27 protein-coding genes and 1 other RNA gene are annotated in these 26,090 nt (G+C 32.5%); 21 read left to right on the top strand and 7 right to left on the bottom strand.

The genetic code is table 11. The features are described 5' to 3' along the window. Window positions 1–12 precede the first annotated feature (12 nt). An RNA gene (gene rnpB / locus VQL36_RS13785) (RNase P RNA component class A) lies at window positions 13–415 on the top strand. Window positions 416–486: 71 nt separating this feature from the next. Here rnpB and VQL36_RS13780 read toward each other — a convergent pair. Continuing rightward, a complete protein-coding gene (locus VQL36_RS13780; RefSeq protein WP_349249879.1) occupies window positions 487–2,346 on the bottom strand; it encodes a S8 family peptidase in 1,860 nt (619 codons plus the stop codon). 188 nt (window positions 2,347–2,534) lie between these two features. On the opposite strand from VQL36_RS13780, the gene VQL36_RS13775 reads away from it, so the two are divergent. The 5 genes from VQL36_RS13775 (at window position 2,535) to thiI (ending at window position 6,336) form a co-directional block, all read left to right on the top strand. Further along, window positions 2,535–3,035: a DUF3907 family protein gene (locus tag VQL36_RS13775; protein WP_349249878.1), complete on the top strand. Its 501-nt coding sequence runs from the start codon at window positions 2,535–2,537 to the stop codon at window positions 3,033–3,035. Between the two features lie 154 nt (window positions 3,036–3,189). Continuing rightward, entirely contained in the window at window positions 3,190–3,399 is a 210-nt protein-coding gene (locus tag VQL36_RS13770) for a DUF1540 domain-containing protein (protein ID WP_349249877.1), read from the top strand. A 27-nt stretch (window positions 3,400–3,426) separates the two neighbouring features. Next, the gene (locus VQL36_RS13765) at window positions 3,427–3,807 is read left to right on the top strand and encodes a DUF4190 domain-containing protein (protein ID WP_349249876.1); all 381 of its coding nucleotides are present in this window, start codon (window positions 3,427–3,429) and stop codon (window positions 3,805–3,807) included. A gap of 163 nt (window positions 3,808–3,970) precedes the next feature. Continuing rightward, on the top strand, window positions 3,971–5,119 hold the full coding sequence (locus tag VQL36_RS13760) for a cysteine desulfurase family protein (RefSeq protein ID WP_349249875.1): 1,149 nt from the start codon (window positions 3,971–3,973) through the stop codon (window positions 5,117–5,119). 14 nt (window positions 5,120–5,133) lie between these two features. Then, window positions 5,134–6,336: a tRNA uracil 4-sulfurtransferase ThiI gene (gene thiI / locus VQL36_RS13755; protein ID WP_349249874.1), complete on the top strand. Its 1,203-nt coding sequence runs from the start codon at window positions 5,134–5,136 to the stop codon at window positions 6,334–6,336. On the opposite strand, the gene VQL36_RS13750 is transcribed toward thiI, so the two are convergent. Continuing rightward, window positions 6,328–7,020, bottom strand: a complete 693-nt coding sequence (locus VQL36_RS13750; RefSeq protein ID WP_349249873.1) for a TerC family protein — start codon at window positions 7,018–7,020, stop codon at window positions 6,328–6,330. The two genes, thiI and VQL36_RS13750, sit on opposite strands and share 9 nt — an antisense overlap. A gap of 282 nt (window positions 7,021–7,302) precedes the next feature. Between VQL36_RS13750 and VQL36_RS13745 the strand changes: the two genes are divergently transcribed. From VQL36_RS13745 to VQL36_RS13720, 6 genes are all read left to right on the top strand, one after another. Next, window positions 7,303–7,953, top strand: coding sequence for a TerC family protein (locus tag VQL36_RS13745; RefSeq protein ID WP_349249872.1), 651 nt, complete (start codon window positions 7,303–7,305; stop codon window positions 7,951–7,953). A 103-nt stretch (window positions 7,954–8,056) separates the two neighbouring features. Beyond that, on the top strand, window positions 8,057–8,530 hold the full coding sequence (locus VQL36_RS13740) for a hypothetical protein (RefSeq protein WP_349249871.1): 474 nt from the start codon (window positions 8,057–8,059) through the stop codon (window positions 8,528–8,530). 151 nt (window positions 8,531–8,681) lie between these two features. Beyond that, the gene (gene typA / locus VQL36_RS13735; RefSeq protein WP_349249870.1) at window positions 8,682–10,523 is read left to right on the top strand and encodes a translational GTPase TypA; all 1,842 of its coding nucleotides are present in this window, start codon (window positions 8,682–8,684) and stop codon (window positions 10,521–10,523) included. A gap of 34 nt (window positions 10,524–10,557) precedes the next feature. Next, window positions 10,558–10,872: a YlaH-like family protein gene (locus VQL36_RS13730; RefSeq protein ID WP_349249869.1), complete on the top strand. Its 315-nt coding sequence runs from the start codon at window positions 10,558–10,560 to the stop codon at window positions 10,870–10,872. 30 nt (window positions 10,873–10,902) lie between these two features. Continuing rightward, window positions 10,903–11,178: a hypothetical protein gene (locus VQL36_RS13725; protein WP_349249868.1), complete on the top strand. Its 276-nt coding sequence runs from the start codon at window positions 10,903–10,905 to the stop codon at window positions 11,176–11,178. A 72-nt stretch (window positions 11,179–11,250) separates the two neighbouring features. Continuing rightward, window positions 11,251–11,703, top strand: a complete 453-nt coding sequence (locus VQL36_RS13720; RefSeq protein ID WP_349249867.1) for a pyridoxamine 5'-phosphate oxidase family protein — start codon at window positions 11,251–11,253, stop codon at window positions 11,701–11,703. A gap of 166 nt (window positions 11,704–11,869) precedes the next feature. Here the strand turns inward: VQL36_RS13720 and VQL36_RS13715 are convergent, their stop codons facing one another. Then, window positions 11,870–12,412, bottom strand: coding sequence for a YhcN/YlaJ family sporulation lipoprotein (locus VQL36_RS13715; protein WP_349249866.1), 543 nt, complete (start codon window positions 12,410–12,412; stop codon window positions 11,870–11,872). A gap of 158 nt (window positions 12,413–12,570) precedes the next feature. On the opposite strand from VQL36_RS13715, the gene VQL36_RS13710 reads away from it, so the two are divergent. Continuing rightward, a complete protein-coding gene (locus VQL36_RS13710) occupies window positions 12,571–13,899 on the top strand; it encodes a PhoH family protein (protein ID WP_349249865.1) in 1,329 nt (442 codons plus the stop codon). 83 nt (window positions 13,900–13,982) lie between these two features. Next, complete coding sequence (locus VQL36_RS13705) at window positions 13,983–14,273, top strand: hypothetical protein (RefSeq protein WP_349249864.1); 291 nt, start codon at window positions 13,983–13,985, stop codon at window positions 14,271–14,273. Between the two features lie 60 nt (window positions 14,274–14,333). Here the strand turns inward: VQL36_RS13705 and VQL36_RS13700 are convergent, their stop codons facing one another. Then, the gene (locus VQL36_RS13700) at window positions 14,334–14,813 is read right to left on the bottom strand and encodes a hypothetical protein (RefSeq protein WP_349249863.1); all 480 of its coding nucleotides are present in this window, start codon (window positions 14,811–14,813) and stop codon (window positions 14,334–14,336) included. Window positions 14,814–14,986: 173 nt separating this feature from the next. Between VQL36_RS13700 and VQL36_RS13695 the strand changes: the two genes are divergently transcribed. Then, window positions 14,987–16,171 (top strand): ABC transporter substrate-binding protein, encoded by a 1,185-nt coding sequence (locus VQL36_RS13695; RefSeq protein WP_349249862.1) that lies wholly within the window; start codon window positions 14,987–14,989, stop codon window positions 16,169–16,171. A gap of 69 nt (window positions 16,172–16,240) precedes the next feature. Here VQL36_RS13695 and VQL36_RS13690 read toward each other — a convergent pair whose 3' ends face one another. Beyond that, complete coding sequence (locus tag VQL36_RS13690; RefSeq protein ID WP_349249861.1) at window positions 16,241–17,329, bottom strand: hypothetical protein; 1,089 nt, start codon at window positions 17,327–17,329, stop codon at window positions 16,241–16,243. A 145-nt stretch (window positions 17,330–17,474) separates the two neighbouring features. Continuing rightward, window positions 17,475–18,758, bottom strand: coding sequence for a hypothetical protein (locus tag VQL36_RS13685; protein WP_349249860.1), 1,284 nt, complete (start codon window positions 18,756–18,758; stop codon window positions 17,475–17,477). Window positions 18,759–18,887: 129 nt separating this feature from the next. Between VQL36_RS13685 and VQL36_RS13680 the strand changes: the two genes are divergently transcribed. Continuing rightward, complete coding sequence (locus tag VQL36_RS13680) at window positions 18,888–19,997, top strand: class I SAM-dependent methyltransferase (RefSeq protein ID WP_349249859.1); 1,110 nt, start codon at window positions 18,888–18,890, stop codon at window positions 19,995–19,997. 64 nt (window positions 19,998–20,061) lie between these two features. Here the strand turns inward: VQL36_RS13680 and VQL36_RS13675 are convergent, their stop codons facing one another. Further along, window positions 20,062–20,295 (bottom strand): DUF2626 domain-containing protein, encoded by a 234-nt coding sequence (locus VQL36_RS13675; RefSeq protein WP_160646211.1) that lies wholly within the window; start codon window positions 20,293–20,295, stop codon window positions 20,062–20,064. A gap of 340 nt (window positions 20,296–20,635) precedes the next feature. Between VQL36_RS13675 and VQL36_RS13670 the strand changes: the two genes are divergently transcribed. The 5 genes from VQL36_RS13670 to VQL36_RS13650 all read left to right on the top strand — a co-directional run bounded on the left by VQL36_RS13670 (window position 20,636) and on the right by VQL36_RS13650 (window position 25,965). Beyond that, on the top strand, window positions 20,636–21,277 hold the full coding sequence (locus tag VQL36_RS13670) for an RsfA family transcriptional regulator (protein ID WP_349249858.1): 642 nt from the start codon (window positions 20,636–20,638) through the stop codon (window positions 21,275–21,277). A 90-nt stretch (window positions 21,278–21,367) separates the two neighbouring features. Beyond that, window positions 21,368–22,327, top strand: a complete 960-nt coding sequence (locus VQL36_RS13665; RefSeq protein ID WP_349249857.1) for a 2-dehydropantoate 2-reductase — start codon at window positions 21,368–21,370, stop codon at window positions 22,325–22,327. Window positions 22,328–22,363: 36 nt separating this feature from the next. Next, window positions 22,364–22,789 carry a DUF3397 domain-containing protein gene (locus tag VQL36_RS13660; protein ID WP_349249856.1) on the top strand — a complete coding sequence of 142 codons (426 nt, stop codon included), beginning with the start codon at window positions 22,364–22,366 and terminating at the stop codon, window positions 22,787–22,789. A 251-nt stretch (window positions 22,790–23,040) separates the two neighbouring features. Further along, window positions 23,041–24,681, top strand: a complete 1,641-nt coding sequence (gene bshC / locus VQL36_RS13655) for a bacillithiol biosynthesis cysteine-adding enzyme BshC (RefSeq protein ID WP_349249855.1) — start codon at window positions 23,041–23,043, stop codon at window positions 24,679–24,681. A 21-nt stretch (window positions 24,682–24,702) separates the two neighbouring features. Then, window positions 24,703–25,965: an adenosylhomocysteinase gene (locus tag VQL36_RS13650; protein ID WP_413789515.1), complete on the top strand. Its 1,263-nt coding sequence runs from the start codon at window positions 24,703–24,705 to the stop codon at window positions 25,963–25,965. Window positions 25,966–26,090: the final 125 nt, after the last annotated feature.

The raw sequence follows: 26,090 nt of genomic DNA, 5'->3' as shown, positions 1-26,090 counted from the left end.
TCTTCGTGACGGAAAGTTTGACGAACAATCGCTGGAGATATTCTCGAGAGGAAAGTCCGGGCTCCACAGGGCAGGGTGCTGGATAACGTCCAGTCAGCGCGAGTTGAAGGATAGTGCCACAGAAATGGACCGCCGATGGCATACATTGTATGCACAGGTAAGGGTGGAACCGTGGTGTAAGAGACCACGAGGATTTATGGTGACATATTTCCTGGTAAACCCCACTTGGAGCAAGACCTAATGAAACGCAGTGATTTCTAATCACAACCTTAGCCCGAGGTGCGTTTAGGTTGGTCGCTTGAGCTGTATAGCAATGTGCAGCCTAGATAGATGATTGTTACTTCATTGGTGGGAGGGATGACACCCATTATTACCACTGGAAGGTACAGAACCCGGCTTATGGCAAACTTTCCAATATTAAAGGTCGTCAAAAGGGAGTGGATTTTTCCACTCCCTTTTTTTAAAATATAAAAATTTATACACATTTTACTCTACAGTAGAGGGGTTATTATTAGGGTTTAGTGATTCAATTAATCTTTGAAACCATGATTTTCTCTCCTTTGATTGAACCGTTTGATTTCCACCTGCATTTTTTAAAGCATCTACAACATGAATTAGTCCAAAACCATAATAATTATCTTTTCCAGCATCTCCTAGATCTACAGCCGTGTTCCGAATGATTTCCATGACCTCAACATTTTTTAATTGTGGATTTAGTGACCGAATCATTGCGGCTAATGCAGATACATGTGGACTAGCCATTGAAGTACCGGATAATGCAGCATATTGGTTGTCAGGATAAGTACTTGGAATGCTGACACCTGGTGCCATTACATCTAAATAATCACCAAAATTAGAAAACTCAGCCTTAATTGATAATTCATCTGTTGCTGATACTGCAATCACTTCAGGATATGCAGCCGGATAACCTGGTTGATTTGTATTATCGTTTCCTGTTGCAGCAATCAATACAACATCTTTATCATAGGCATATTTTATTGCATCATGTAGAAACTGAGTCTCAGCATAATTACCTAAGCTCATATTAATTACTTTAGCCCCTTGATCAGTTGCCCAAATAACACCTTGAGCTACTGCGTAGGTGCTGCCAGCTCCAGTTGAATCAAGCACTTTAATAGGGATTATTTTATTGTACCAGCTCATTCCTGCAATCCCTTCAGAGTTATCTACAAGGGCTGATATAATACCTGCAACATGTGTTCCGTGCCCAACATCATCTAAAGGTTGTGATCCTTCGTCTACGAAATTAGCCCCTTCTAATAGCTGGCCTTGTAAATCAGGGTGGTTTAAATCTACTCCAGTATCTATAACTGCTACGGTGATTTGATCACTGCCTTTACTTAAATTCCAGCCATTTAAAGTATCAATATTAGGGAGGTTCCACTGGTAAGGATCATATAAAATATCATTAGGCTCATTTTCAGCAGATTGAATTGTTTCATTGGTCATATATAAATAATGTGGTTCTGTATATTCCACATCCCATTTGTTAAAATAACTCATCATTTGTTCTGCATCCAAAGTACTTGAGCTGAATACATAAGTATATCCTAATTTTTTCATCGAAGTTGCTTGAATGTCAGTTTGAATTTGCTTTAAGTCTGATTCTGAAGGTTTAACTTTGAATTTAACTACGATTTCTTTCAGATGATAATGGCTTGTTCCCACATTCTCTTCAGGATGATCTACTTTTACATCTTGAAGTGTATCAGAATCTACAGATTTTATGCCATATCTTTTATCACTTGGATAGGGAACTATTCTTAAATTTTTCCGTTGCTCTGTAGCTACTTGATTTAGAAAATCTTGTTTAATCACACCAATTAAGGAAGAATTTCCTTCTTGGGAAGGTACTGCTATCACAAAATATTTTTCTTTACCAACTTCAAAGGTTCTAGACTGAAAAAGTTTATTTCCATTTAGAACCTTTTTTCCCTCACTAATTAATGGAGATACCTTATTTTTCAATTCTTCACTTAGACTACCTATTTTTATTGTCTTATTTGAATTGGTGTGATCTATCCAAACTACTTGAACCATATTGGAATGATTTGCTTTCATTTTAGATAAGATTGCTTTTTTATCTTTAGTGCTTTTATTTATATTATTTATAGCTTGAGTAAAATGCCTTGTACATTGAATGCGGCATAGCTCATTTGTCTTACTTACATCTTGATTCATTAGCTCTTCTTTTATTTTTATTTCAGAACTTTTATTCATTTGAAGTCTCATATTTTCATCATTTTTCTGATCACTAATTGGAAATACTAGTAAACCAATAACAGTTAAGATGAAAACAGGAAACGCAATTTTAACAAATTTCATATGAAATCCTCCTAAATATATTGAAAGTTTATTGATGTAGGTATAGAATATCTTTAGATTCTAAAAAAAACAGTTCTTTTATTCATTTTCATTTACATCAATAACATGAAAAGCTGTGCAATCTATGTTACGATTGAAATGTAGTCATCATTATAGGATGGTTGTCAGTTTAAGGAGGATCTATATTCATGACTAAAGACAATGTGAAAAATTTGTGTGAAATTACAAAAGAAAAATTAAAGGGAGTCATTGATAACACAGAAGAATTTTTAAATCATCATTCATTAACTCAACTAAACATAGACAATGATAATGAAATGGAGCAGTTTTATCGAGATATTTTATCTGATCTTCGACACTTATTAGTGTTTTCAGAAGTTTTCTATGAAAAAATTGGCATCTGCTTACGAAGACCTAGTTTTAATTTAGATTTCTCTGAAAAGGTTTTGTTTGATGTTTACCATAGATGTTTAAATTCATTTTACTATCCTAAACACGAATGTTATGCAGAAGATGGCAGATATGCATATACAGGTGAAGATGCAATTCGCTTTAGAAAAAAACCAACACGAGAAATTAGAGACCTTATACTTGGGTTATCTAAAACATTTGAGGAATTACGTGATGATCTTGCGTTTTATGAAACAGATTATATGACAGAGAAAAAATTACAAGGAAAAAGTGTGTAAAATAAAAAATGTTAAAGACCATCCTATCATATAGGGTGGCTTTTTTGCGTTGTATTTTACTTGGTAACATTCATATAAAATTCAATTTTTATGGATAAAATTATAAAGTATAGATCGTTATATATACGGAAAAATAAAAATGGGGGTGATTATAATGCCGCAAGTAAAATGCAGCGTGGCAAATTGTGAATATTGGGCAGCTGGAAACAACTGTGTTGCAGAGAAAATCAATATTGATGTAGATGAACATGCAAATATGAATTTTAATGAAGAATTCGCAAAGGAAAACTTTAATTCCAATCATCAGGATATTGCTTCAAGGGAATCGAATACGTGCTGTCACACGTTTAAAAAGAAGTCATAACATTTCCTTGTTGAAAGGAGGTCAGACATGGATTCAGAACGAATGGACATTGGGAATAGAAATGAACGAAATCAAATGAACGATAACTTATCTAATGATAATGTTGAACCCTTTGATGAGGAATATGCAGCAGAATATGCTCCTTTTAATGTAAATAGGGTACAGAATGAAGATATTCAATCTGATGTTGAAGAGGCAAGGGATATAGGTGCAAACACAACGTTAGGGATTATATCGCTTGTATTTGCACTTGCCTCTTGGTTTATTTATCCCTTGATTTTAGGTCCTGCTGCAGCTGTATTCGGTTTTGTTGCATGGTATCAAGGAAGTCGCACATTAGGTGGTTGGTCCATTGCACTAGGAGTTATTGCTTTTCTAGCTTATATGGTTTTACCTTTATACACTTAGGTTACAAAAAAACAAACCCTTATTTTATTTTGGGGTTTGTTTTTTTGTATATCTAATGGTGTTTTAAATTTATCAAATAAATATTTGCTTCACTTTTTTGGGTGTATTAGTGTAAAATCGTTGAAGGAGTGAAATCATAGTGTTTTAAAGGGGTTTATAAAAAATGTATTATTTTGACCACTCTGCTACAACGCCTCCATTTAAAGAAGTGACGGATACTGTTATGGAAGTTATGAAAAATTATTATGGCAATCCATCTTCACTTCATCAGTTAGGAATAGATGCAGAACAATTGATGAGAAAAGCTAGACATGTCATATCAGAATCTTTAGGGGTAAATGGGGAACAGCTTATATTTACTTCCGGAGGGACTGAGAGCAACAATATGGCAATTAAAGGGGTAGCAGTTCAATATAAAAACAGAGGAAAACACTTAATTACGACAGAAATTGAACATGCCTCTGTATACGAAAGCTTTAAACAACTTGAAAAAGTAGGTTATCATGTAACTTACTTACCTGTCGATCATACAGGTCAGGTATCAATAGAGGATTTACAGAATGCACTTACAGATGAAACAATCTTAGTAAGTATTATGCATGTAAATAATGAAGTCGGACGAATTCAACCGATAAAAAAAATCGCTAGCTTATTAAAAAAGCAAAAACGTATTTTTTTTCACGTAGATGCGATTCAAAGTGTTGGTAAAATACCTATATATCCTAAAGAGTGGGGCATAGATTTAATGAGTGTTTCTGCTCATAAGCTAAATGGTCCAAAGGGGATTGGGGTATTATACTATCGAGAAGGAATTAAATTTTTTCCTTTATTGTCAGGTGGTGGACAGGAAGCGGGGTATCGTTCAGGTACTGAAAATGTCCCATTGATTGTTGGAATGGCTAAAGCCATCAGAATGTCAATGGACAAGCAGAAAGAAAATCTGGAGCATTTGTACCTTTTAAGAAAAAAATTAACTGATTTTATTCTTCAAATTCCTGAACTTAAATTAAATGGATCAGTAATTTCTGAACATATGGCACCTCATATCGTACATTTTTCATTTACTGGTATGAAATCTGAAGTGATTGTTCATGCACTAGAAAAAAAAGGAATTTATGTATCCACCCGATCTGCATGTGCTTCTGGGGAAAGTAAAGCAAGTCGTGTGCTTAAAGGTATGGGAGTTTCTGAAAAAAATGCAAATAGTGGTATACGTATTAGTATGTCTGCTGAACACTCTTTAAAAGATATTGATACATTGTGTAAACAGTTAAAACAAGTTGTCCATGATTATAAAGGGTTTACAAAATAGGGGGAAATCATAAAATGAAGCCAGATTATATATTACTGCGTTTGGGAGAACTAACACTTAAAGGTAGAAATCGAAACGTATTTGAGAATCGAGTTCTTACTCATATTCGTGATTTTTTGAAATCATATCCTAATATAAAAGTTATTAAGAACTATGGTAGGGTATATATTCAATTAAATGAAGAGCCATTTGAAGGCATTGCTGAACAATTAAAAAAAATATTTGGGCTTGTTTCATTTAGTCCTGTAAAAAAAGTAGACACTGAACTTAAAGCAATGAGAGAAGTAAGTCTAGAGTTAATGAATAAAGTGTCACCAAAACCAAAGACTTTTAAAGTTAATGTTCGAAGAGCTTATAAACATTTTCCACATGACTCACAAGAGCTTAATCACCTAATTGGGGGATACGTATTACATCATACTCCAGAATTAAAAGTAAATGTCCATGAACCAGATGTAATTTTAAAAGTAGAAGTAAGAGAAGAGGGTACATTTATTTATTCAGAGACAATACAAGGACTGGGTGGTTTTCCACTTGGAAGCAGCGGTAAATCAATGTTAATGTTGTCAGGGGGAATTGATAGCCCTGTTGCTGGTTATCTTGCCATGAAACGTGGAATAAAATTAGAAGCAGTTCACTTTCATAGTGCACCATTTACTAGCGAACGTGCTAAACAAAAAGTAATTGAATTAGCAAAGCAATTAACGAATTACTCTGGGAAAATGAGACTGCATATCGTACCGTTTACAGAAATTCAAACGCAGTTTAATGAACATGCTAGAAAGAATTTGATCATCACATTCATGAGAAGAGCGATGCTCAGAATTACAGAAAAACTTGCTGAGAAAAATGACAATCTAGGTATTATTACTGGGGATAATTTAGGTCAGGTAGCGAGTCAAACTTTATCTAGCTTGAATGTTATTGGTCGTGCGACTGGAATGCCAATCTTACGCCCTTTAATTACAATGGATAAAAACGAAATTATTAAAATTGCTCAAGAAATAAATACATTTGAAACCTCCATACTTCCTTATGAAGATTGCTGTACTATATTTCTACCGAAAAATCCAGCTACAAACCCAAATTTAGGATTAGTTGAAAGAATTGAAGAATCGATGGAATGGCTTCCGCAAAGTATTGAAGAAGCAGTAGAAAATACGGAAACCATCATCGTTTCTAATCAAGAAGAAGAAAAACTAAATCATTTATTCTGAGCCTGTTAACTGGGCTCTCTTTTTTTCTTTGCTCATATTAACTAGCTTACCTAATGCAATTACACCGATAACTATTGCAATAACAACTGTCCATTTTAGCGCAATATTGTTTTCAAAATAGTGTACTAGCTTCGGTTCATCTGTTATCATTTTAGCTGCTGTGTAAGCTAAGATACCTGATCCGAAATAAATAATAATAGGATAACGATCAATTAGTTTTATAAACAAAGTACTTCCCCAGACGATGATTGGGACACTAATGATTAATCCTAGAATAACAAGAATAAATTCCCCTTCTGCTGCACCTGCCACAGCAATAACATTATCAAATCCCATTGATGCATCCGCAATGACAATGGTCCAAACTGCTGACCACAGACCTTTTGCAGCATTCACGTCATGATCATTATCTTCAACTAAAAGTTTATAAGCGATCCATATCAACAGCAGCCCCCCAACAAATAACAACCATGGAACTTTTAGCAACCAAACAACAAATACCGTTGCAACAATACGTATACCTACAGCACCTATCGTTCCTAAAATGACTACTTTTTTCTGTTGGTTTTTTGGTAAGTTTCTTGCAGCTAAGCCAATCACAATTGCGTTGTCACCAGCCAAAACTAAATCAATAAAAATAATGGTGATTAGTGCAGAGATAAATTCAAACGTTAAAAAATCCATTCCTTGTACGCTCCTTCAGTTTTATTCATCGTAAGAGTCAAACAAAAAGACCCTTACCATGGTATTGGTAAAGGTCTTGCTAACAACGTATTGTTGCCAACAAAGCCGGGGAAAATTTTTCCCGAAATGACGACTTTGCTGTGACAGCTACTCCCCTAAACTCATTATAACCATTATAAATGAATGATAATTTATTCGTCAAGAAAATCAAAGGACAACTTTAATACATGAATCTCTTTTAATTGAATAAACATGTACAAACTGTAATAGGTGGTGTAATGAGTGGTAGAAAATATATTTATTATGGTAGAAATCATTGTTATTAATATTGTACTAAGTGGAGACAATGCAATAGTTATTGCATTAGCAAGTAAAAACCTTCCACAACAACAGCAAAAAAAAGCAGTGTGGTGGGGAGCCTTGGGTGCAGTTATTCTTAGATTAGCTTTAACTGTAGGTGCCGTTTTTCTTCTGGATATTCCATATATACAGGCCATTGGATCAGGACTTTTGTTGTACATTGCTATTGCTCTTCTAATCAATGATAGTGACCATTCTGTCAAAGAGGTTTTTTCACTTGGAGCAGCGATTTGGACCATTGTCGTTGCTGATTTCGTGATGAGTTTAGATAATGTGTTAGCCATAGCTGCAATAGCGCAAGATGATTATGTATTATTATTTTTGGGAATAGGAATGAGTATACCATTAATCGTTTGGGGCAGCACGGTGTTTATGAAATTGCTAGAGAAATATACCATATTAGTTTATCTTGGTGCAGGTATATTGGGGTATACTGCAGGTGAAATGTTATTAAATGATCAAAAAGCGGTTGAACTGCTTAGAGATGCTCACCATTCAGTACATTGGTTTATTCCTGCTTTTTGTACTTCAGTTGTACTATTAGCAGGATTATTATTTTCTAAGAAGAGATAAAAGCAATAATAATGCAACTATTTACTAAGGATATCGTATATAATTAAAGGTGAATCGTTTATTGTAAATTCAAATAAAATCATTTTGAGAGGTAATATACGTTATGGAAAGGAATCGAGCAACAATAGGTTTACTCATTATCGCAATAGGAATCGTATTAATTTTATTCAAATTAAATACCTTTGATTTTGTGTTTGATTTCTCATGGCCGTTTATATTTATCTTTGTGTCAATTGTATTTCATGTATTATATTTCATTAGGACCTTTCCATCCGGTGTTCTAATTCCAGGTGGTATTCTTGGTACTTATGGATTATTGTTTTTGTTTCTAAATATTACGAGTTGGCATTATTTACAGTATTTATGGCCGATATTTATTTTTGGTGTTGCGGTTGGTTTGTTCGAATATTATTTCTTTAGCAGACAAAATCCAAAAGATGCACTTACAGCTGGAATTGTATTAACAATCATATCCATTGTGTTCATGTCATTTACACTATTGTATAAGATAGGTATTTACATTTTAGCAGGTATTTTAATTGTATTTGGATCTTGGTTAATTTTCGGGAGAAGATAATTTAAAATATTGCTTTTTATTGTTCCACATAATATAATGTATTTAGCTTAAAGCGTCGGAGTATGTCCGACGCTTATTTTGTGAAAAAAATTAACAATTTTATGTTGAACTCATATAGATTGTTATTATACAGTGGAGGGAATAAACAAACATGTTTAACAGAGAAATGATCAGAAATATTGCAATTATTGCTCATGTTGATCACGGGAAAACGACATTAGTTGATAAATTATTACAGCAGTCAGGTGTTTTTCGTGAAAACGAAGCGATTCAGGATAGAATGATGGATTCTAATGACTTGGAAAGAGAACGTGGAATTACAATCCTTGCAAAAAATACAGCCATTGAATATAAAGATTATTTAATTAACATCGTAGATACACCAGGACACTCTGACTTTGGTGGTGAAGTAGAACGAATAATGAAAATGGTTGATGGTGTATTATTAGTCGTTGATGCTTTTGAAGGTTGTATGCCTCAGACTAAATTTGTACTCAAAAAAGCTTTGGAACAAAACTTAACACCTATCGTCGTTTTAAATAAGATTGATCGTCCAAATGCTCGCCCTGCAGAAGTAATTGACGAGGTATTAGAGTTGTTTATTGAGCTTGAAGCTTCAGATGAACAGCTAGATTTTCCAGTAGTTTATGCTTCAGCATTACAAGGAACTTCAAGTTTAGATGCGGATAAACAAGAAGATAATATGCTTTCTATGTTTGAAACGATTACAGAACATATACCTTCTCCAAAAGAGAGTGTTGATGAACCATTACAATTTTTAGTAACTTTGATGGATTATAATGAATATTTAGGTCGAATTGGTGTAGGCAGAGTAAATCGTGGTAAAATTTCGCAAGGTCAAGTTGTGACCGTCATCAATAGAGAAGGAAAACATAAACAAGCGCGGATTGAAAAATTGTTTGGTTTCCAAGGATTAAAACGAGTTGAGATTCAAGAAGCTGGTGCGGGTGATATTATTGCCATCGCTGGTATTAAGGATATCAACATTGGTGAAACGATTGCAGATCCTGCTAATCCTGAAGCTCTTCCTGTGCTTAAAATTGATGAGCCAACCCTTCAAATGACATTTTTAGTAAATAACAGTCCTTTTGCAGGTAAAGAAGGAAAATATGTAACATCAAGTAAACTTAGAGAAAGATTGTATAAAGAAATTGAAACAGATGTAAGTTTAAAAGTAGAAGACACAGATAGTCCAGATGCATTCATCGTATCAGGAAGAGGAGAACTTCACTTAGGAATTCTGATCGAAAATATGCGAAGAGAAGGTTTTGAGTTACAAGTTTCTAAACCTGAAGTCATCATTAAGGAAATTGATGGTGTAAAATGTGAGCCAATGGAACATCTTTTAATTGACGTTCCTGAGGAAAGCATGGGTGCTGTAATGGAAAGTCTGGGAACACGTAAAGCTGAAATGCAGAATATGATCAATAATGGAAATGGTCAAGTACGTCTAGAATTTATGATTCCAGCAAGAGGGTTAATTGGGTATGGGACAGAATTTTTAACAATGACTCGTGGGTATGGAATTATGAATCACTCCTTTGAACGATATGCACCATATGCTGGTCAAGGTGTTGGTGGGAGACAAAAAGGTGTATTGGTCTCTACAGAAACTGGAGTAAGTAAATTATATGGTATCTTGAATGTTGAGGATCGTGGAACTTTATTCTTAAAACCTGGTACAGAAATTTATGAAGGTATGATTGTTGGTGAACATACAAGAGACAATGATATAGTTGTAAATATTTGCAAGGAAAAAGCACTAAATAATATTCGTACTGCTAATAAAGAAGAAACAGTCAAAATGAAAACACCACGTATTTTTTCATTAGAGGAAGCATTAGAATATTTGAACGAAGATGAATATTGTGAAATCACACCGGAATCTATTCGTTTACGCAAAAAAATCTTAAATAAAAGTGAACGTGAACGTGCCGAAAAAAATCGTAAATTAGCAAAAGCTAATGTTTGATGATGAATGATTGTTATAATAAGGAGGGGTTTAGATGTTTTTATTAACAGCTGAACCAAAAGATATACCCCCCATTGATTGGGGAGCATTTATTCAAGACCATTGGTATAAATATATTATTATTTTTATATGCCTTATTTATGTGTTTAACAAAGTGTTTAGAGTGAAAAAGTTGCCAATTTTAAAAGACTTGGTTATTTATTCAATCATTGCACTCTTTTCATTTATTTTATTAATATTTGAAATTGATGTAGGATTACCTATTATTTTAAGTTTAATGATTGCAGTTGCACTCATGTTCACAGTTCGTATCCGTTATTTTATTGAAGATCGTAAAAAGAGAAATTAAATGTTTTAAAAAGATAGGAATGTTTAAATTATGAATTTACAGGACGCTTTTTTTAACTGGTTACAAATGAAAGTAGTTTATAAAGCACGTCCAAATGACGCCTCTGCTTTAAAAACACTAGAATTTTTTGAATCTATCCTTATAGAAGACCACCATCTGACAAACATTGATATGTGTTTGTCAGATGATGATTTGATGTACCAAGTTACGTATACTCAAAAAGATGAAGTTAAAACTAAAAAGTTTGATCGAGAAATAGTGGATCAACTTTTAGAAGAAATTAATTCAAACCCCAAATATAATTAGTCTATATGGTTTGATGAAATATCCTATGTTATAATTTACCTAAGATGTAGATATAAATAGGAGGGTTGAATAATGACTGATATTTTGACCGAGTTAAATGAAACGATATTTTCTCAACTCCAAAAAGAAAAATTAGTATTGTTACATACGTTGGATAATGAGTCAGGTTCACCAACAAGCAGTGTGATTTCTTGGCTTAATGCAATTGATACAAAGACAGTTAGATTTGCCGTTGATCAACGCTCTAGAATTGTGAATAACGTAAAAAATAATAAACTTGTGTCTTTAACAACCTTCGCTTCAACTACAGTATATGAAATTTCTGGATCCGCTGAAATTATTACGGAAGAAATGGAAGAAGTACCTTTTAAATTAGCTTGTATAGAGATATCAATAAAAAGTATAAGAGACGTGATGTTTTACGGAGCACGCATTTCTACGGAACCTGAATATGAAAAAACCTATGATAAGAGGGCTGCAGAGAAGCTTGATAATCAGGTTTTTGAAGCAATTAAAAAAAGCTAAGTAAAAGGAGATTGGGTAATTTAACCAGTCTCCTTTCTTGTTTAGAGAGAGGAAAGTATATCCTCTTCCAGAACATGCTATTAAGCATTTCTTTTATTTACATGATATTTAAGTATTATTAAGTCAACTTACTACATATATGTCTAATATTAGGTTAACCCATCTTTTATTGATGAGAGTTAAGTTGATTATTATTTGTCTCACTCTTTGGTTTGTTTATTTGCTTATTTCGTTGATTTTTTATTGCATTTTTTGGAAACTGTGGCATGACTCGACCTACAATATCAGCTAATTCTTCAGCAAAACCAGAGATTGGCTTACCTTTCATGATATCATTTCTTATTTCTTTAATTCGAACATTTAAATCCATGTCCGCTGTGATTACTGCATTTGCACCGTAAGGATCTTTACTTAATGCTTCAGCAACAGAATATTTTACACTTCCAACCTTAGCCCTTTCTAACGAACCATCAATATCTATACCTACAAGTGCTGTATCTCCAAACACTACAATATTTGCTGCATTCACTTCTGGTATAGACAGGGTTAGTGTTTCTAATCTTTTTGTCACTTCTGCATTATTCATGTTTTTATTTTCAGATGAAGTTTGAAGCTCTTTGACAGATTGTTTATCAGAATAATTCTCAGATTGTTGACTACAACCAAACAGTATACACAATATACTCATAAACAAAAATAAGGTTCTCATCGTTAATCTTCCCTTCAGTGAATTTTCACTTTTTTTACTTGTAATATGAACCTTCGCAAGTAAAAGAGATTTTAAATGCGTGTATTTTTTAGTTTGTCCTCTAGATTGTTATCTATGTATTTCCTACTTTGAACATATTTATCGGAGGAGATTTTTAAATGAAAAAGATATATGTGTTAGATACGAATGTTCTTTTACATGATCCAAACTCACTTTTTAATTTTTTAGAACACGATGTAATTGTACCAGCTATCGTATTGGAGGAAATTGATTCAAAGAAAAGAAATGCTGATGAAATTGGAAGGAATGCTAGGTATGTATCGAGAGTATTAGATGGATTTAGAGAAAAGGGAAAACTTCAAGAAGGAATTACTTTGGAAAATGGTGGTCGATTAAAAGTAGAACTCAATCATCTTAGTTTTTTAAAAATGAAAAATACATTTGCTGAAATAAATAATGACAACCGTATATTGGCTGTAGCATTAAATTATAAATTAGAGGAGGAAGAAAAATCACACCCTAAATCTGTAGTGTTAGTTAGCAAAGACACTCTTGTAAGAATAAAAGCCGATGTTTTGGGTATTAAAGCAGAGGACTATTTATCTGATAGATTTGAAAAAACAACTGATTATACAGGTTATAATACACTGGATATACATCCTTCAGTTATAGATGAGTTTTATACTTTCCGAAATATAACGATTGATCATTTGAATGATAAACATAACCTGAATCCACATGAATTTGTAATTTTGAAAGATGAGTTAGGAACTTCGAAATCAGCTCTTTTAAAAGTGGATGAGCAAGTCAAAAAGTTGGACGCATTATATTTGAGTAATGATCCGATTTGGGGAATTGCTGCAAGAAACGTACAACAAAGAATGGTTTTAGAGTTACTATTAAACGATGACATTCCGCTTGTAACCATCACAGGAAGGGCGGGTACAGGTAAAACTTTGCTGGGACTTGCTTCTGGATTATTGAAAGTAGAGGATGAGAATAAATATAAAAAATTGCTTATTGCAAGACCGGTTGTACCTTTGGGCAAGGATTTAGGGTATCTACCTGGTGAAAAGGAAGAAAAATTACGACCTTGGATGCAGCCTATTTATGATAATCTTGAATTTTTATTTAATACAAAAAAGTCAGGCGATTTAGACAAAATATTAGCTGGATTAGGAAGTATTCAAGTTGAAGCATTAACCTATATACGAGGACGTTCCATTCCAAATCAGTTTATTATTATAGATGAAGCGCAAAATTTATCTAAACACGAAGTAAAAACCATCTTATCACGTGTAGGTGAAGGAAGTAAAATTGTTTTAATGGGTGATCCTGAACAGATTGATCATCCTTATTTGGATGCTTCAAGTAATGGTTTAACACATGTAGTTGAAAGATTTAAAAATGAAGCGGTGAGTGGTCATATTACTCTAAAAAAAGGGGAAAGGTCCCATCTGGCTCAGCTAGCAACAGATTTATTATAATTTTTTCAATTGATTTTGATTCCAAAAATACTTTTTTTTTCATATGATATTGTAATATTGTAAATTTTGGGGCGGTATATGACATGAGGCTTAAAGCTAAGGAAAAGATGAATAGAAGAACTTTGAAACATCTGGAGGAATATCAAGAAAATTTGAATAGATCCAGACCTAAGTTAGATTTGTTTAGTTCTAAAGATGATATGGATTTATGGATAAAGCAAGTTCAACATCAAAGAAAATCTTCCATAATAAACACGATAGATCAATTGGAAAAAAGAATCTCAAGTACAAACAATTTTTCAAGTGTTGAGCAATTGTTTGAAATCAAAACAGAGCTGAAGAAATTATTAATCTCCTTGGAAGATAAGTTATAATATTCTACAGTGGATCAAAAAAGCTTCAGCAAGGGGGTGTTACCCCTTACTGACTCCAGGTTAGATAAATTTAATTTGGCAATGATACGCTTTAGATATCCCTTCTATTAACTCCTCTAGATGTTTCTCTACTGCATAGTACGTGAGCGTTCCTAAACTGTACTCAGCTAATTTATGCTCTTCAATTTGATCAATGGCTTGACTAGTGTTAGTTTCTTGAGATTGAGTAAAATAAAATATACTTGTGAGATTCTCATATAAATAAGTATTTCCAAATTTACTTGTAAATCCATAGTCAGAATAATGAGTTGCTAATTTGGCATCCTCTGGCAATACAAAAAGAGTGCAAGTATCATAATTGATTTTAAAATGATCCATGACTTCAATAACTGACTCCAGCTCTTTTTTTGAGTTAACTATAAGCACTTCTTTATCTCTGTCAAATAAATTGGTTTTATTTGCTAATGATTTGACAACTTGAGCATAATAACCTGGTATTTTCCCCTCAGGTAAATCCATTATAACTGCATGTTTAATCATAATTATTCTCCTTATATGTGTGTTTTAAAAAGTTAGGTCAGTAAGAATGATAACTTTTTGAACAATCTTTATGTATAATATCACTTTTTCCATTATCCAATAAAACACAATTTAACTCAATGTACATTTTTGTTATTATAGAAGTAAGTATGGTTACTATAGGGGAGAAACCGATGTTTAATAAAAAGGGTCTGTTTATGTTTTTTGGGATTTTATTAATTTCCTTTAGTATAGTTATTTTCATTGGAGGCACTGAGCCTATTATAACAGTTAATGAGAAAGAACCGGATGAAGAAGAAAGACCTTTTTATAATCAGAGAGATTTTCAATCAACCAACATATTGGAGGTTTCAGTTTCACTCGATGAAAATCAGTTAAAATTATTAAAAGAATTTAATAATAAATATGAAGAGAGTCATTCAGGTGTATATATACGATTGAATTCTTATACTAAAGAACAAGCATACACCGAGTATAAACAAGCTTCACAAATTGGAACTGCATCAGATATTATGTTATTGGACAATGATTGGATAAATGAGTTTGCAGCAAGTGGATATTTGATTCAACTGGATGAAATCATAAATAGTATGAATGTGGAGTATCACAACTTGTTACGTTATCAGACGAAATGGAATGGTTCTGATTGGGCTATTCCAATTGAATCAGATATGTATATTTGGGTATGGAATCCTAAACAATTAACAAAAATGGATGTACTAAAACCGAATACATTAGAAAACTTAATTGAGATCATGTTTCTTTATCCAGAAAAAGTGTATGTAGATCAAAATGATCCTTACAGTTTACTTCAAATCCTCTCTATGTTAAATACTATGACAAAAGAAGGATCATCTGTAGAAATTAACCACTCAGATATACAATGGGATATTATTACTAAACTTAAAGTTGCTGAAAACTCGTGGGAATTATTAAATAATGGTGAAATTTTGTTGAAGTTAACGACATTAAAAGATTTTTATAATCATGAGAATGAAATTTACGAATATGCACCTGTATATTTAGAATCTGAATCTGAGAACACCTCTCCAATTGGAGGAGGAGTAATTAGGGGAAGCAGCTTTGTCATTTCATCAAATACGAACGAACAAAAAGAAGCCTTTGAATGGCTTCAAACGCTTCTTTCAGGTCCATATTATTCAAAGATTTTTAATAATAATCGGGTAGACATTCAGCTTGATGGTATGAAAGCTATGAAACCTAATCCCAATTTACCTAATCAATTGAGTCGATTTATACAAGATTTTAACCAGTTGTATGGTGTGAATCAATCAAGCTTTTTAGAAAAAAATTCAATTCTTTGGACTTCACAATGGATGGAGGATAGTCAAAATTAACTCCACCTGATTTGAAAATACCACGAATAGAGGTTGGCGTCTGTACGCAAAATATTTTTGGATCAATTTTTAATTTAGTAAATTTAAAAATATTTTTAGATTGCCTTCACTTAAATCAATCTCTTTTGCCTCAACAAATGGGGCGATTTTTTTTGGATAAAAAGCTAAATCAAATTCTTCTTCTAATGCTCTAATGGTTGTATCTGGTAGTAAGAAATCATTATATTTTAACTCGTTAACTTGGAACTGGATGATGTTCTCGGGCTCAACCACTATCTGATACATACCAGATAGTTTGATATTTATTTCTTTATTCGTTCCATAGGCAACAATTTCATCTTTTTTGAATTCAAATTGAAAAGGTTCGAATAAAGGATCTTGTTTCCTTAGAAATTCATTGAGCTCATCGTCTGTGATTTGAAAAACAAACTGGAGTCCCTCTAATTGTAAATGTTGTTTATTGTCAGTAAGGATATCAGGCAAGTTTTGCATTGCATTAGCTAGAGCTTGAAAATATGTTTTAAAAATAGGCAAGCCTTCATGTTCCCAAGCCATTGTTAGTTGTTCAATTTGCTCTAGAATGCTTTCTCCATCTTCTAATTGTTCTATTTCATTATCGAGTTCATTTTGTAAAGTGATTAAACGTTCTTTTTCAAAAATAAGCGCTTTTTTTATATTGCTTAGTTCTGTTTGCGTATCTAATAATTCAAGATATAAAGCTTGAAGTTTATCAAGATCATTTTGGAAGTCAGATAAAATTTTTTGATCCCTTGATACAATTGCTTGCATAAATTCTAGTATAGATAGAACTTCTGATATAGATTCACTTGAAAATAAAAGGTGAATTAAATCATCTCTTTCTTTTGTGTAATATTTTTTTAATACTTCTCCTGATTTTTCTCTGCTTCTTTCTACCATTTTATTTTGTGTAACAATGTTAGTTTCTGTAACTGAAATGGCTTGTTCAATTTCTTCTTCTTTTATGCCTAGCCTTTCTAACTCTTGGTCTATTTCAAAAATAGTTAGTCCCTTTTCAAGTAATTTTTTTGTTTTTTCTAAGGAGAGATCATCTGTTTGTAAAGCATAAGATAGATTTGAATAGTAAAAAGATAAAAAGATGCAGAAATAAAAGATTAGTATTTTTTTTGAAAATTGCATAAACGTTCTCCTCCATATCTATCCTACTTAGTATATCATTTATATGACAATTTTAACGATATGATGATTGTATGCAATAAAATGCCCATTTTGATTGAACAAAAGATGATGTCTTGTTCAATCAAAATGGGCAATACCAAACTACCTATTTAATGTTTTGAATTTTCCATTCCGACTCTACTTTACTAATTGTAAATGTAAAGCCACTCATGAAAGGTTTTTGATCAGTGTTTGCTTCCTTAACGGATTCGTATAGTACACCAACTTTAAAAGATTTTCCTGATTTATTTTTAAATTGCAGGTCTTCAACTTGTATAAATCGATATAAATTGTTTTGGACAAGTTCCCAGCCCTTTTCAGCATTTTTTTCTGAGGAAAAAGTAGAGTAGAACTGATCTTTATTTTGTTCAATGATAGATTCTAAATTGTTGTTTATAAGAGTAAGAATTTTTTTCTCTGCGGATTGATCAGCATAATTAGATTCAGGTATGAAAATACCGGGCTCAAATGTAAACTCTTGCAAATTCTCTAACTCATCTAAATAAGTAAAAAAGTCAAATAATGGTAAAGTTTGTTCTGGCACTTTGATTTGTGCATTAGAGTTAGGGTTGTTTATGATTTGATGACGAATAGTTATTGCCTGATCCAACAAATTTAACGTTAAATCTTGGTCCGTAATTTCACCATTTGCATCCATAACTAAAGTGATTATACTTGACTGCGTTTCTTCTGCCTCTGTATTTTCTGCTGAGAGATAAGAATTTAAAGCTCCATCTATATTTGAACGTATATCATCAGGGATGATATCTTTCATTTCATTTAACAAAAACTCTCTGACAACGAATATTAAATCTTGTTCAGATATTTCTATTTCAATAATTTTTTGTTCTTGAAGTTCTTCTTTTGTTTCTATCGATTTATCTTTGAACATCTGTGCATCTGTTTTATTTATTAATTCTAACAAAAATTGCATATATAATGACTCAAAATTAAGGTCTGCATTTGCTAACAACTCATTTTTCTCTGCTTCAAAATATTCATTTTCAGGGCTAATGAGTGGTATATTAAAAAATAATTTGTCATTTGTAACAATAATAGGTACATTTAAAGAAGTTTGATTTGATTCAAATAAGGTGCTTATTTCCATAGAATCATCAACTATTATACCATCCCAACTTAGTTGTCCATTTTCTGAAAAAGTTTGTAATAAAGTGTAAAATGGATTCGATTCATTTGAAGGCAATTGTAAATGTAGCTTTGCGTTACCACTTAGTGTGACGTCTGATAAATTGCTCTTTTCCATTAAGGAGGTTTCTACTTGTTCTTTTAATGCTTCATTTTGTGAGGTACAGCCTGAAATGAGTAAAACAAATAAAATAAAAGTGCTAAAAAAAGTTGAAAATAAAATATTTTGACTAGGTTTTTTCATAAATATGTTCTCCTTCTATATGTAATGAACCCATGGTATGTATAGATTTTATTATAACATAAGACTGACATTGAAGGGATAACATACAAATGTTTTTTAAGTTTAAATCTTAGTAAGGGAGTTTACTATATGGCTAATATAGGGTGTATTCCATTAGTGGAAATTATTGAAAAAAAAATAAATAACAGTGAGATGAAAGCTATTTCATTTTATGATTATATGTCATTGTGCTTGTATCACGAACAGTATGGTTACTATGTTAGGAGTCATACTAAGATTGGTAAAGAAGGTGACTTTTATACAAGTTCGTCAGTAGGGACAATCATGGGAGAAATGCTTGCTAATTATATTTCCAATCAACCTATAACAAAAAATGGACAAAATATAAGTATAGTTGAGTGGGGAGGAGGGACGGGTAGTTTAGCCAAACAGGTATTAGATGAATTGCAAGATAACCACTATGCACTATATGAGCGTATTAAGTTTATATCAATTGAGGAGAGTGATTACCATAAACAGCTTCAAGTAAATTCTCTTATTGAACATCAAGGGAAAGTACATTTTCTAACAGGTGAAGAATGGTTAAGTGAGAAACATACTGAGCATGTAATCATATTCAACAATGAACTATTGGATGCATTTCCTGTTCATCGTTTGATTTATGACCAGGAGGAATATTATGAAATATTTGTTGGCTGGGATGATCAAGCTCAAAAGTTTATGGATAAATACATAAAATGTACTAATCCACTTTTACTATCTTATATAAAAAATGAAAATCTAAATTTGAAACAAGGGCAAAAATTTGAAATCAACTTAGCAGCAATGGAATGGTTAAAAAAGTTGATGGCTAGTTTAACCTCTTCAACGATTATTACCATTGATTATGGAGATTTAAGAGATGAAATATATGCTGCACACCGAATGGAAGGAACACTTATGTGTTATTACAAACATCAAGCATCTCAACAGCCTTATTCCCACGTCGGAGAACAAGATATAACTTCACACGTTAATTTTTCTGCTTGTATATCAGTAGGTGATAATATGGGCTTTAGTCATAGTTACATGTCACAAAAAGAATTTTTATACCAATCAGGGATTTTAAACAAATTACAGCAGCATAACATTTCAGATCCCTTTCATCCTATTGTAAAGAAAAATAGAGCGATTAGGCAATTGTTATTAAGTGATCAAATGAGCGAATTATTTAAAGTTTTAATTCAAAAAAATGAGTAAAAGGAAAAAAGGGATAGCTAATAGCTATCCCTAATCTATACTTACTTTATAAAAGCACACCATATTAATAAAGCGGCATTTTAAAGAAAGACCAATAAGTAATTCCGATACCTGCTACTAATAAATAACCCCAAAAAATCAATATGTATGCTTTTTCAGATAAATTCATATATCCTAATAATACAAAAACAGCTGTTTGAGCAAAAGATATTAAAGCTAACTCAACCATATGACCAGCTAATGCCATTAAGCCAATTGCTAAAGTCCAAAAACCCATGACACGATACATTCTTGGCATAAAGCATCCCCCTTTCCATTGCAAACTCACTCCAATATATCATAAATTATAAGTTTTTTAAACAACCATGTAAACCATACAAAATGACGAAAATAGTAACATTTTTTGAATTTTAATCTTCAAGCACTGCATATACCATATTCTGCAGGGACTTTTTGAAACAACCTCTATTAGGTTGTTTATAGTTTGACCATATATCAAAAAAATATGTATGAGGTTGAAAAAAGTTGGTAATACCAAATAGTATCAAACAAATAGATTCTATGAACTCTATTATAGGCATAAAGATAAATAAGGAAACTTTGCCAAACACATTGAAATCACGATTAGGAGGTTTAACATGACAGCAGTAAGACAAGATGCTTGGACTCCGGATGATGATTTGATTTTAGCTGAAATCACATTGCGTCACATTCGAGAGGGAAGTACACAGTTATCAGCATTTGAAGAGGTAGGACAGAGAATAGGTAGAACCGCAGCAGCTTGTGGATTTAGATGGAATAGTTGTGTCAGGAAAAAATATGAGGCTGCAATTCAAATTGCAAAAGGACAAAGACAAAAAAGAAATCATACTAAAAAAGAAATTAGTCCACCACCATTATCAATTGATAATCAAGATCTAATTCCATCAAAAGGAGAGATGCCTAATTTAGAGCAAGCAATTTCAATCGAATCCGTCATTCGTTTTTTACGTCAATGGAAAACAACTTATCAAGAATTAACACAACAAATTAAATTCTTAGAAAAAGAATTGCAGAAAAAAGACGATATTCTTATGGAAATTACATCTGAAAATGAACAAATTAAAAGAGAAGTAAATGAAGTACAGTCGGATTATAGAACAGTAAATGATGATTACAAAGCGCTCATTCAAATTATGGATAGAGCTCGTAAAATGGCGTTTTTAGCCGCTGAAGAAGAAGACGCTTCAAAGCCAAAGTTTAAAATGGATGCAAATGGAAATCTTGAAAGAATTGATTAATGTGTCGTTCAACCCGGTATTAACAGTCTTTTTAAAAAACAATCTAAATGGTATATTTAATGAGTAGTTACAATTGAAGAAGGTGACAAGATGAAGTTCTGTATTGTCGGTGGCGGCTCATTAGGTTTATTATTAACTGCTAAGTACACTCTAGCTAATATACCAGTTGTATTAATCACTAGAACGAAAGATCAGGCCGAAATTATAAGAGCACATGGGCTGCAGCTCGCTGAGGGAAAAAGGGAGCATGCAGCCAATTTTGCATGTTATTCTATAGTTGAAGTAAAAGAAAATGATTTGGAATTTGATTTGGATTGGATATTTTTAATGGTAAAACAACATCATATCAATCTATCATTAGGTCAAGACATTTCAACATTAATGAAAGAACAGACTAAATTGCTTTGTTTTCAAAATGGAATTGGTCATGAGGAGAAATTATCATCATGGATTCCAAGAGATAAAATCTATCTTGCAATTACTACTGAAGCAGCTAAAAAAAATGCTGCTCATAGTGTAGTACATACTGGTAAAGGCATTATTTGGATTGGACAAGAATCTCAGAAATCGGAATTTTTTGATAAAAGTGAAAAAAAATTGATGAAATCGTTAAGTGATGCAGGATTTAAACCACAAATGACGAACAATATGAGTAGTATAATTTGGAATAAGCTATTAATTAATTCTGTTATCAATCCACTGACAGCCATATTAAAAGTTTCCAATGGGGAATTGCTCTCATCTGAAAATTGGGTTCAGCTAATGAAAAATTTATTGGAAGAAGGTAAACTGGTTGCAAGAGCAGCAGGTATAAAAACGGATGAACAACTCTGGGATCAGCTCATAGAGGTTTGTCAAAAAACGTCAAACAATTCATCCTCCATGTTACAGGACATTCTTGAAGGAAGAGAAACGGAAATTGATAGGATTAACGGTAGCCTGATTCGTTTAGCCTCTGAATACAAGATTGAAATACCAACTCATCAAGTAGTTTATAATATGGTAAAAGGAGTAACCAAATTAAAGTCAGTTGGACAAACCTTTTCATGAGGTTATTAACTCCAGATTTATACTGGAGTGAAATATATGATGAAATTGCAGGTGGACTTTATGGGATATGTGCTAGACACGGTATCAACAATATATGCTATTTTTTCAATATTACCCTTTATATCATTTGGGATATTTTGGATTGTTTTATTCTTTAAATATGAGAATAAAAAAAAGGTAACGAATTTAGCTATGGATTTTACTACACCTTTTTTAATAGGTGCGGTAGCAGTTATGTATGATATTATATTTCAAAGCTCAAGTTTTGGTGGGATATGGATCATCGTATTAATCTTCTTGATTTTTGGAGGTTTAGTCGGCAATTTACAAAATCGATTAAAGGGCAAGGTACATATTAAAAAATTATTTAGAGTGATTTGGAGAATAGGATTTTTGGTATTAAGTACTTCGTACATATTGTTTTTATTTATAGGTGTTGGAATATACTTTGCGAATTCATAACTTTAAATTTATTTAATACACAAGTAAAAGAGGAGGGAAAACCCTCCTCTTTTACTGCTGGATTTTGGCTTCGATTTATGACCTTATCACAAATTTGAGTGAATATTTTGCAAAATATATAATTTTATTATTTAGTGTCCTTTTGATAGTATATTACTTTTTTATTTTTTTTACTTGAAGACATTTAATAATACGTGTAAAATCAAAGTTGTTTTTAACACAATATATTTCAAAATATTGGAGGTCAGTTCATGAAAACTGAACCCTATTACATAAAGGCTAACCAACCATTAACAAATGATTATTTGAATTATTTTGAACGTGTGAATGGTCTGTTTGATTTTAATCCTTGGGATAAAAACTCTATAACAGATCGTTTGTCTTGGTTGGAAACAAACTCTCATTTAAAAGCAGATAGAAACGCTCTCTCAGAGTATTTAAAATATTTCAATCAAAAAGTAGGAAACACGGAGTTAGCGCTACAAAATATTGAAGCTTTAAAAGAGAGAGAAACGCTGGTTGTTATTGGCGGTCAACAAGCAGGGTTGTTTTCTGGTCCCTTACTTACAATTTACAAAATTATCACAATTATCAAACAAGCCCGTGAAGCATCAAAACAACTAAAACGAAAGGTTATACCTGTTTTTTGGATCGCAGGAGAGGACCATGATTTTGATGAGGTAAATCACATTCATTATTTATCTTCTAATTCAAAAATAAAAAAATTAAAAATTCAACCTGCACAAGAAGATTTAAAGTCACCGATTAGTGATTTGAAAATTCACCTTGATGAATGGAAGCAAGTTTTAAATGATATTAGTGAAGATTTAATTGAAACAGAGTTTAAAGCAGAGATATTAGATCGATTAAATTGTATAACGGACAATTCGAATAACTTAGTTGAAGTTTTTGCCAAAATGATGGTTTGGTTATTTGGTACATCAGGATTGATTTTACTTGATTCAAATGATGAACAATTGCGTCAAATAGAAGTAACTATGTTTTCAAACTTAATTAAGCAAAATGGTGCTCTTAATGAGGCTTTATATCTTGGGAAAAAGCATGTTGAAACGCTTGGATATGTACCTCAAGCTCAAATTAATGATAACCAATCTAATTTGTTTTATATTCACCAAAGTGAACGTTTATTATTGATGAGGACTATTCAAGGTGAATATACTGATAAGCAAAATAAAGTTTCATTTAAAGAAGACGAGTTAATTCAATTATTATACAAACATCCAGAACGTTTTAGTAATAACGTTTTCACCCGTCCAATTATGCAAGAATATTTATTCCCGGTATGGAGTACAGTGCTTGGACCAAGTGAAATTGCCTACTGGGGATTATTAAAGGAAGTCTTTCATTTATTTGATATGAAGCTTCCTATCATACACCCTCGTTTTGAATATACTATTATAGAAAGCACGATTCAAAAGTATATGAAAAAGTATAAGTTTTCAATGGATGATGTATTAAGTCATTTTGAAGATAAAAAGAAAAGTTGGTTATTAGAGCAGGATGAATTAAAGGTTGAAGAACATTTTTCAGAAGTGAAAAAGAGCTTTGAGGAACTTTATGAACCTTTGTTGTCAAAGATAGAAAATATTAACCCGTCAATGGCAAAGCTTGGTCTTAGAAATAAACAAAAAATTATAGAACAGATTAGTTTTTTAGAAAAGCGCTCCGTAAATGCTATTCAATCACAACATGAAGCAGCAATTCGACAATTAGACCGAATACAATTATCCATTAAACCATTAGAAAAACCGCAGGAAAGAGTATATAATGTTATTACCTATTTAAATAAATACGGTTTTGATTGGTTTAAGCAGTTATTAGATGAACCAACAGATAAAGAAAATTTACACTCAATTATTTATTTACCATAATCATAAAGGGAGGAAATGATATTGAATACAGTAGAAAAAAGTGTGATAACAGATATAACATTAGCACCACAAGGCCATTTGAAAATTGATTGGGTAAAGGCACACATGCCTGTATTAAATCGTATTCGCGAGCAATTTGAAAAGGAACAACCATTTAAAGGTTTGAAGGTTGCAATCTCACTGCATTTAGAGGCGAAAACAGCCTATTTGGCGAAGGTAATTAAAGCAGGTGGTGCTGAGGTTGCTATTACTGGAAGCAATCCATTGTCAACGCAAGATGATGTTTGCGCAGCATTAGTTGAGGATGGTATTACAGTATTTGCAAAATATAATCCCGATCCAGTTGAATACAAAGAATTAATGGTTAAAGCTTTAGAAATAAAACCTGATCTAATTATTGATGATGGTGGGGATTTAGTTTCAATTCTTCATTCTGAAAGACAGGACTTGTTATTAAATGTTAGAGGCGGCGCAGAAGAAACAACAACTGGAATTTTAAGATTAAAAGCAATGGAAAAAGAAGGTGAATTAAAGTTCCCAGTTGTTGCGGTTAATGATGCTTTTTGTAAATATTTATTTGATAATCGCTACGGAACTGGTCAATCCGTATGGGACGGAATAAATCGAACGACTAATCTTGTTGTTGCAGGTAAAACAGTTGTTGTTGTAGGTTACGGTTGGTGTGGACGAGGGGTCGCAATGAGAGCAAAAGGACTCGGAGCTAATGTAGTGGTTACAGAAATAGATGCAATTAAAGCAGTCGAAGCTTACATGGATGGTTTTGAAGTGATGTCAATGGATGATGCAGCAAAAGTAGGTGACTTCTTTGTAACTGTTACAGGGAATAAGGATGTTATTCGAGGTAAGCATTACAAGGTGATGAAGGATGGAGCTATTCTTTCAAACGCTGGTCATTTTGACATAGAAGTTAATAAACCTGAATTATTAGAACAATCTTCCTCTGTAAGAACCGTTCGAAATAATATAGAAGAGTACCAATTGAAAGATGGCCGTAAAATTTATTTGCTTGCTGAAGGTAGATTAGTGAACCTCGCTGCAGGTGATGGACATCCTGCTGAAATTATGGATATGACGTTTGCACTTCAAGCGATGTCGCTGAAATATGTCAATGAACAATACAAAAACATTGGAAATAAAGTAGAAAGTGTACCTTATGAACTAGATGAGCAGGTAGCTAGAATTAAGTTGGAATCATTGGGAATCAATATTGATACATTATCTGAGGAGCAAAGAAGTTATTTAGATAGCTGGTCAGCACACTAAAAAAATAACCCGATTTCATCGGACTATAGAACTATTTTTTTAAAAAAATCCTGTAAAAAGCAGGATTTTTTTTATTTTTGTAGAAAATAGCTAGTCATAGTGGTAGAAAGTGGTGTAAAGTGGTA

The organism is Chengkuizengella sp. SCS-71B, assembly GCF_040100845.1.
Classification (GTDB): Bacteria; Bacillota; Bacilli; order Paenibacillales; family KCTC-33759; genus Chengkuizengella.
Note: the sequence above shows the minus strand (reverse complement) of the source record. Positions and strands in the feature narration are given on the sequence as shown.